The organism is Bacteroidota bacterium, assembly GCA_039821555.1.
Lineage (GTDB): Bacteria > Bacteroidota > Rhodothermia > Rhodothermales > Rubricoccaceae > JBCBEX01.
On sequence record JBCBNX010000020.1, the window covers coordinates 1 to 7,466 of the forward strand.

7 protein-coding genes are annotated in these 7,466 nt (G+C 67.5%); 5 read left to right on the forward strand and 2 right to left on the reverse strand.

Annotated features, from left to right (window positions below):
• Nucleotides 1-71 precede the first annotated feature (71 nt).
• Nucleotides 72-353, reverse strand: coding sequence for a hypothetical protein (locus AAFU51_16140; protein ID MEO1572789.1), 282 nt, complete (start codon nucleotides 351-353; stop codon nucleotides 72-74).
• Between the two features lie 510 nt (nucleotides 354-863).
• Here AAFU51_16140 and AAFU51_16145 point away from each other — a divergent pair.
• The 4 genes from AAFU51_16145 to AAFU51_16160 all read left to right on the forward strand — a co-directional run bounded on the left by AAFU51_16145 (nucleotide 864) and on the right by AAFU51_16160 (nucleotide 6,213).
• A complete protein-coding gene (locus AAFU51_16145) occupies nucleotides 864-1,283 on the forward strand; it encodes a hypothetical protein (protein MEO1572790.1) in 420 nt (139 codons plus the stop codon).
• 323 nt (nucleotides 1,284-1,606) lie between these two features.
• Nucleotides 1,607-3,373: a 2-oxoglutarate dehydrogenase, E2 component, dihydrolipoamide succinyltransferase gene (sucB, locus tag AAFU51_16150; protein MEO1572791.1), complete on the forward strand. Its 1,767-nt coding sequence runs from the start codon at nucleotides 1,607-1,609 to the stop codon at nucleotides 3,371-3,373.
• A 222-nt stretch (nucleotides 3,374-3,595) separates the two neighbouring features.
• Nucleotides 3,596-5,284 (forward strand): S41 family peptidase, encoded by a 1,689-nt coding sequence (locus AAFU51_16155; GenBank protein ID MEO1572792.1) that lies wholly within the window; start codon nucleotides 3,596-3,598, stop codon nucleotides 5,282-5,284.
• An 86-nt stretch (nucleotides 5,285-5,370) separates the two neighbouring features.
• Nucleotides 5,371-6,213 (forward strand): sulfite exporter TauE/SafE family protein, encoded by an 843-nt coding sequence (locus AAFU51_16160; protein ID MEO1572793.1) that lies wholly within the window; start codon nucleotides 5,371-5,373, stop codon nucleotides 6,211-6,213.
• A gap of 150 nt (nucleotides 6,214-6,363) precedes the next feature.
• On the opposite strand, the gene AAFU51_16165 is transcribed toward AAFU51_16160, so the two are convergent.
• The gene (locus AAFU51_16165) at nucleotides 6,364-6,588 is read right to left on the reverse strand and encodes a dodecin family protein (protein MEO1572794.1); all 225 of its coding nucleotides are present in this window, start codon (nucleotides 6,586-6,588) and stop codon (nucleotides 6,364-6,366) included.
• Nucleotides 6,589-6,838: 250 nt separating this feature from the next.
• Here AAFU51_16165 and AAFU51_16170 point away from each other — a divergent pair.
• On the forward strand, nucleotides 6,839-7,466 hold a 628-nt coding region (locus tag AAFU51_16170), incomplete at its 3' end, for a class I SAM-dependent methyltransferase (protein MEO1572795.1).

Genomic DNA, 7,466 nt, shown 5'->3' on the forward strand with positions numbered 1-7,466 from the left:
GGGCACGGGCAGCAGAGGTTGGTTGCTGCGGGTATCGACCATCGGCCGTCCGACTCAAATGTCAACGCTACCTAGTCTTCGTCGTAGAAGGCCGCCAGTTGTTCTTCCATCGAGCGTACGAGCTCGACGAACTCGTCCGCGGACTCCACACCGGCGGCGGTATAGACGGCGGGGAGGGTAGCGGGGGTCTCGGTCCCGCTCGGTGCGATGTCGCCACCGTAGAGTTGAGAGAGCTGCGCTTCCATCGAGCGGACGAGCTCGAGCAGCAGCATCGGGTCGCTCTCACCGAGCGCGTCTTGGAGTAGCTGCGCTTCACCGCGCGACGCGACGTCTTGTTGCGTAGGGTAAGACATGGTGAGATGGGGGTAGGGTTAGGACAGTAAGCGGTCTCGTGTACCGGAGTACCCACGGCATGGACAAGCAGCGCGCCGATTTTTTTGCCGTGCGCGCGCCATATCAAAGCGAGACACCAGGACCGAGGAACCAGGAACGCCGGGGCGCCATGAGGGCAGCCAGATAGCTCCTCGCCATACCCAATCAAACCATTATGTATCTAAATAAAACACAATAATGATTGTGCAATATCAGGATGATACAGACTATTCCCATGGACGATTTGGTTGTTTCTACCGGTTGTAGTTCCGATGTGAAACCTCTCGCCTCGCCATAAAACCTGCGGGGTCGCTGGAGGCGTTGGGTACCGTATTTGCCAAGCCATTGAATACGCCAGCGTGGCCCGAGCCATGCGTTCGTGCTGTTCCCGTGCTTCGTGGTAGGCACGGACTCCGCTACCGGCTGGTGGCTACCTCATCCTGGAGCGCGTCTTCGCATTCCCTGTCCTCACCTTATAGTCGCCTTTCCCCATGGTCACGCCCACCATCATCAACGAAGTTCTCAAGGACCCGCAGATCGACGCAGCCTGGCAAGAGACCCTTAGCGAGTGGGAGGGAGCGGTTCCCTCCCAGGTTAAAGCCACGCTTGCCTACGCTAGAGGCCTACGCAACCAAGTGCTACAGCTCGCACGCGATGTGGACGACGCAGCCGACCTGGAGCGGATGCTGGCGCTGCACTACATCGAGCTCAAGTGTCAGTGGACCAAGCTCAATGCCTTGGTGCAATACCGTCTCGGCAGCAAGGGCGAGGTGCGGGAAGACCTTATGTATCGCGCCTCGTGCGTGAGCCAGCTGCTCAGCACCATCGAGCCCCTCCTGGATGCGCAGGATGTCGATGGGTTCACCAACGTGCTCTCCGCGCCGATCGGATCGCTCCGCGAGATGGCGTAGTTCCCAGGGAGCACCGAGCCGGTGCGCTGCAGGAGCACCGCGTGACATGCTTTCGCGGTGACATGCTTTCGCGGTGACATGCTTTCGCGGTGACATCCTGGGGACGGCCCGCTGCCGAGGTGGGAAGCCGTGGCCCATGGGATTCCATGGGCGTCTTTGGGATTCCTGCGCACTTCTGTGTCACCTCTTCACGCGCGCGGGCGCCGCGAACCGCTTCCGGAGCGGGGGGTGCGGTATATTTCGAGCCCCGCGTGCGTCGCCCGGCGGGCGCGGCCACTCGACCCCTTTGAAGCTCCCCCGGGAAGCACAGCCGCAACCGCACTATGGCTCGCGTAGACGTCGTCATGCCCAAGATGGGCGAAAGCGTCATGGAAGGCACCGTCCTCGAATGGAAGAAGCAGGTCGGCGACACGATCGAGCAGGACGAGACGCTCCTGGAGATCTCGACCGACAAGGTCGACTCCGAGGTACCTAGCCCCGAAGCTGGACGGATCGTCGAGATCCTCGCGGAGGAAGGGGACACCGTGGACGTAGGCACGAAGATCGCCGTGATCGACACCGACGTGAACGCTGAGGTCGGCGGCGACGGCGCGGCGGCCCCCGACACGGGTACTTCGGCGCCGGCCCAGGAGGTCGCTGAAGCCCCTGCGGCTCCTGCTGCGGCGCCCCCTGCTGCGGCGCCAGCCTCACCGCCCTCGTCTGCGGAGCAGGTCGAGGTCGTCATGCCCAAGATGGGCGAGAGCGTCATGGAAGGCACCGTCCTCGAATGGAAGAAGCAGGTCGGCGACGCCATTGAACTGGACGAGACGCTGCTGGAAATCTCGACCGACAAGGTCGACTCCGAGGTGCCCAGCCCGGCCGCGGGCGTGCTCGCCGAGATCGTCGCCGAGGAAGGCGAGACGGTCGAGGTCGGCGCCATCATCGCGCGCATCGCCGTGGGCGATGGGGCTGCGGTGCCCGCGCCCAGTGCCGCCCCGGCAGCGCCAACGGCCGAGCCGGTCGCCGCCCCTGTCGCGGCCCGCGCCGTGTCCGGCGGCAGCGTCGCTGGCCGCAGCGTCTCCGGTGATGGAGCCGACGTGAGCGCAGGGCCGATCCCGCGCCGAGGCTCTGGTGGCCAGTTCTTCTCGCCGCTCGTGCGCTCCATCGCCCAGAAGGAAGGCATCTCGCAGCGCGAGCTCGAAGGCCTCGCTGGGAGCGGCGCTGAGGGCCGCCTGACGAAGCAAGACGTGCTCGCCTACCTGGAGCAGCGGGGTAGCGCGCCCGCGCAGGCGGCTCCTGTCTCAGCAGCTCCCGTGGCGCAGCCCGTCGCGAAGGCAGCCCCGGTGTCAGCACCCCGGCTGGCCGCCCAACCTGTCGCGGCCTCGGGCGATGGCGGCTCGCGCGTGGAGGTGGTCAAGATGGACCGCATGCGGCAGCTCATCGCCGAGCACATGACGCGCTCCAAGGCGACGAGCGCGCACGTCACCTCCTTCGCCGAGATCGACGTCACCAACCTCGTCACGCTGCGCGAGCGCCAGAAGCAGGCCTTCCAGCAGCGCGAGGGCGTCAAGCTTACCTACACCCCCTTCTTCGTCAAGGCGTCCGTCGACGCGCTCCGGAGCCACCCGCTTCTCAACGCCTCGGTGCAGGGCAAGGAGGTCATTGTCAAGAAAGACTTTCACATCGGCATCGCGGTGGCCATCGGGACGAAGGGCCTGCTCGTGCCCATCGTGCGCGACGCGGGGCAGAAGAACGTCGCGGGCCTTGCCCAAGCCGTCGCCGACCTCGCCACGCGCGCCCGCAACAAGCAACTGCTCCCGGACGAACTCCAGGGGGGCACGTTCACCGTGACCAACGTCGGATCGCTCGGCTCGCTCATGGGCACGCCGATCATCAACCAGCCTCAGGTGGCCATCCTCTCCCCGGGCGCGATCACCAAGCGGCCGGTGGTAGTGGAAGACCCCACGCTGGGCGACGTGATCGCCATCCGGCACATGATGTACGTGTCGCTCTCCTACGATCACCGCATCATCGACGGCGCGATGGCAGCCTCGTTCCTGCGCGCCTACCGGGCGACCATTGAGACGCTCGATCCAAACGGCGAGGTCTAGCGCGGTAGGCTCTTGTTCGACGGCGGCGGCACCGGGGGACGGCTCCCGGTGCCGCCTGCTATTTCGGCCCGTCGGTGGGTGAGAAGGCCAAGGGGCGGGTAGAATCCGGTCCATACGGATCCTCCCGGCGGGCTGTCGGGTGTCACGCTCCCGCTTCGTTGAATCTCCATCGCCGTTCCGTCCGGATCGCCGTCCCGTTCGAGCCGCCACCCTCTGCCTGCTATGCGCGCTGTCTCCCGCCCTCGCCCGCTGCACTTCCTGGCCCTCGCGCTCGCGCTCGGCGTGGGCGCCCTGCTCGGGACCGGCTTCGCCTACGGTGACGACTTCTTCGCCATGAAGAAGAACTTCACCATCTTCGGTGAGCTGTACGAGGAGCTCGCCACGGGCTACGTCGACCCCGTCGATCCCGAGCGGATGATGCGCGCAGGCATCGAGGCCATGCTCGGCACGCTCGACCCATATACCGTCTTCATCGACGAGGCGGCCAACGAGGACATCGACATCGTGACGCGCGGGCGCTACGGCGGCGTGGGCGTGACGGTGAGCCTGCGCGGCGAGCGCTTCACGGTCGTGGAGGTGGTCGAAGGCTACAGCGCCGCCGAGGTGGGCATGCGCCCCGGCGACACCATCCTGAGCGTCGACGGGACGCCCGTGTCCGAGTTCGCGCAGGACGACCTTCGGGCGCTGCTGCGCGGTACGCCGGGCACGACCGTCGACCTCAGCGTCGAGCGCGAGGGCGAGCCGGGCGCACTGGCGTTCACGCTCACGCGCGCTGAGATCCAACTCAAAAACGTGACCCACTCCGGTTTCCTCGGGGGCGAGGCGGCGGGCGTGGGCTACGTGCGCCTCGAACGCTTCGCGCGCACCGCCGCGAGCGAGGTCGAAGACGCCGTCGCGACGATGCAGGCCGAAGCCGACGAGACCGGGCGCACGCTCACTGGCCTCGTGCTCGACCTGCGCGGCAACCGTGGCGGGCTGCTCGACCAGGCCGTAGACATCGTTGGCCACTTCGTGCCGCAGGGGTCGGTGGTGGTGTCCACGCGCGGGCGGGCCGCCGAGAGTGAGCGCGTCTATCGCAGCGAGGCGGCGCCCATCGCGCCCGACATGCCGCTCGTGGTGCTCGTGGACGGCGTGAGCGCCTCCGCGAGCGAGATCGTGGCGGGCGCGCTCCAGGACCACGACCGCGCCGTCGTCCTCGGCGAGACAACCTTCGGCAAGGGCCTCGTGCAGATTATCCGCCCGCTGCCCTACAACACGTCGCTCAAGATGACGACCTCGAAGTACTACATCCCCAGCGGGCGCAGCATCCAGAGCGTCACCTACTGGCGCGACGAGGCCGGCGGCCACGCCGACGAGGTGCCCGACTCGCTGCGCCGCGCCTTCGAGACGCTCGGCGGCCGGACCGTCTTCGACGGCCAGGGCATCAACCCCGACATCGAGGCGAGCCTCGGGCCGGTAAGCGAGCTCGAAGAGGCGCTCGTGCGACGGGCGGCCTTCTTCCGCTTTGCCAACCGCTTTGCCGCCGAGACGCCGACGCTGCCGACCGGCTTCGCCGTGGACGACGCGCTGCTGGCCCGTTTCCGCGCCTTCGTAGACGCCGAGGACATCGCCTACGAGACGCGCGCCGAGCGCATGCTCGCCGAACTCGTCGCCGACCTGGACGAGGCGGGCTACGACGCCACCGACGACGAGGTCGCCGACCTCCGCGCCGAGCTGGTCGACGAGAAGGAGGCCGACTTCGAGCGCCACGCGCCGCGCCTCCGCGAGCGGCTGCGCCAGGAGATCCTTTCGCGCTACGTCGGGCAGCCCGCGCAGGTGGCTACTTCGCTCGGCACGGACCCGCAGCTACGGCAGGCCGTGGCCGTCCTCGACGATCGCGCGCGGTACCGGAGCGTGCTCGCACCGCGCTAGAGACTGGGCAGGTGACGCGACGGTGCGGAGAACGGGCCGCGCCGTAGCTTGCGCCTCGGTTTTTCGCCCCACCTGTCCGTTGCTCCGTGGATCCGCTGCACATCGTCCTGCTCCTCGTCACCGGAGCAATTGGCGGATTCATCGCCGGGCTGATCGGGATCGGAGGCGGGGTGATCTTCGGCCCCGTGTTCTTCTTCTACTTCCGCGCGATCGGCGTGGACGAGGCCATCCTGACGCCGCTCGTGTTGGGGACGAGCCTGTTCTGTACGCTGGCGGCGTCGGCGGCGGGCACGGTGAGCCAGCTCAAGAAGGACGGCGTGCATCGCCGGGTGGCGCTCGTGACGGGGGGCTGCGCGGCGGTGGCTGTCCTACTGATGTCGCGGTTCGTGACCACGCGGCCGTGGTACGACGCACGCGCGTTTCAGGTCGTGCTGGGCGTGGTGCTGCTCGTGGTGGTGGTGCGGATGCTGCGCAAGAGTTGGCAGAGTCGGCGTGGTGCGGCGCCTGCGATCGAGGGGGCCGAGCGAACGACGCTGCCGTTCCTCGGCGGGACAGGCCTCGCGGCGGGTTCGCTCGCGGCGGCGGCGGGCGTGGGCGGCGGCGTGATCCTCGTGCCCGCCTACAATAGCCTCGTGCGGCTGCCCCTGCAACGCTCCGTCGGCACCTCCACGGCTACCATCGTGCTGATCTCGCTCATGGGCGTGGCGACGTACGCGTACCTCGGGCTCGGTGCCGACACGCCGTCTACGGCCATCGGCTATGTCGATGTCGGACGGGGCCTGCTGCTGGCGCTGCCGACGATGCTGACCGCTCGCCTCGGCGTGAAGGCGGTCTATCGGCTCAACGTCAACGTCGTCCGGCTCGCCTTCGCGACGTTCGCGGCGTTCGTGGCGCTGCGGCTGCTGTGGGAGGCGATGACTGCGGCCTGAGCGCCCCCATTGGAACCGCCCTCGTGTCCATCGCCCCTGTGCGAGTACATCGCCCTCATGCAAATGGACGCGCCCCGGTCCGGCTGGACCGAGGCGCGGGGGTATGGCTCTGGGGTGGTGGCTCTGAGGCCATAGCTCAGAACCGAAGGCTCAGTCGCCGCCGGCGTCGTCGCCGTGGTTGACGACGAACGTCACCTTGCAGTGCGTGCGGAACATGTGGGTGCCGTCGTCGCCGACCTCGATCTCGAAGGACTCGACCCACACGTGGCGGATGTTCTTGATGGTGCGACCGGCTTCGCGGATGGCGTTTTGTGCGGCGTCGTCGAAGCTGACGGTGGATTGCGAGGAGACCTCGATGGTTTTGGCGATGGACATAGCAGGAGAGGACTGGTGTGAGCGAAAAATGAGCGCCAGGAAGCGCTTCCGAAGACTATGGTGCCTAGCCTACGGGCTAGCGCCCTAAAATCCAAGTAGAATCGGTTTGGACGAGCGGGAACGGGCACGTTGCTTGCGTCCACACGTCCACACGTCCACACGTCCACACGTCCACACGTCCACACGTCCACACGTCCACACGTCCACACGTCCACACGTCCACACGTCCACACGTCCACACGGCTCCTCCATGTGCACCGCCGCCCGCTCCGGCCTCTACGCTCGTTTCTTCGCTGGCTGCATGCACCGCGCCGACGGCACCGACCAACGGCTCTACGGGGACCGCAAGCAGAGCCTGCTCGGCGCTCTACGTGGTACGGTCGTCGAGATCGGAGCCGGTGCGGGGCCGAACGCGCGCTACCTCGCAGCGGGCACGCGCTGGGTCGCCGTCGAGCCGAACGTGCACATGTACCCCTACCTCCAAGAGCAGGCCGACGAGTTCGGCCTCGACGTACGCCCCGAGGTCGGCGTGGCCGAAGCACTGCCCGTGAACGACGCAAGCGCTGATGCGGTCGTGAGCACGCTCGTGCTCTGCTCCGTGGACGACGTGGCACAGGCGCTCGCCGAGGTGCGGCGCGTACTCAAGCCGGGCGGCCGGTTCGTATTCATCGAGCACGTTGCGGCTCAGCGGGGAACGGTGCGGCGCGGGGCGCAGCGGGTGCTGCGTCGCCCGTGGGGCTGGGTGGCCGACGGGTGCCGCCCCGACCGCGAGACGGGGCTGGCCATCGAGGCGGCAGGCTTCGCGTCATTGGACCTGGAGCGCTTCGACGCTGACTTGCCGTTTAACCTCGTCACGCCGCACATCGCCGGGGTGGCGG

Bases quoted from the DNA above. Each gene is read 5' to 3' on its own strand.
- AAFU51_16140 (MEO1572789.1), bottom strand. From the start codon at position 353: ATGTCTTACCCTACGCAACAAGACGTCGCGTCGCGCGGTGAAGCGCAG.
- AAFU51_16155 (MEO1572792.1), top strand. From the start codon at position 3,596: ATGCGCGCTGTCTCCCGCCCTCGCCCGCTGCACTTCCTGGCCCTCGCG.
- sucB (MEO1572791.1), top strand. From the start codon at position 1,607: ATGGCTCGCGTAGACGTCGTCATGCCCAAGATGGGCGAAAGCGTCATG.
- AAFU51_16165 (MEO1572794.1), bottom strand. From the start codon at position 6,588: ATGTCCATCGCCAAAACCATCGAGGTCTCCTCGCAATCCACCGTCAGC.
- AAFU51_16145 (MEO1572790.1), top strand. From the start codon at position 864: ATGGTCACGCCCACCATCATCAACGAAGTTCTCAAGGACCCGCAGATC.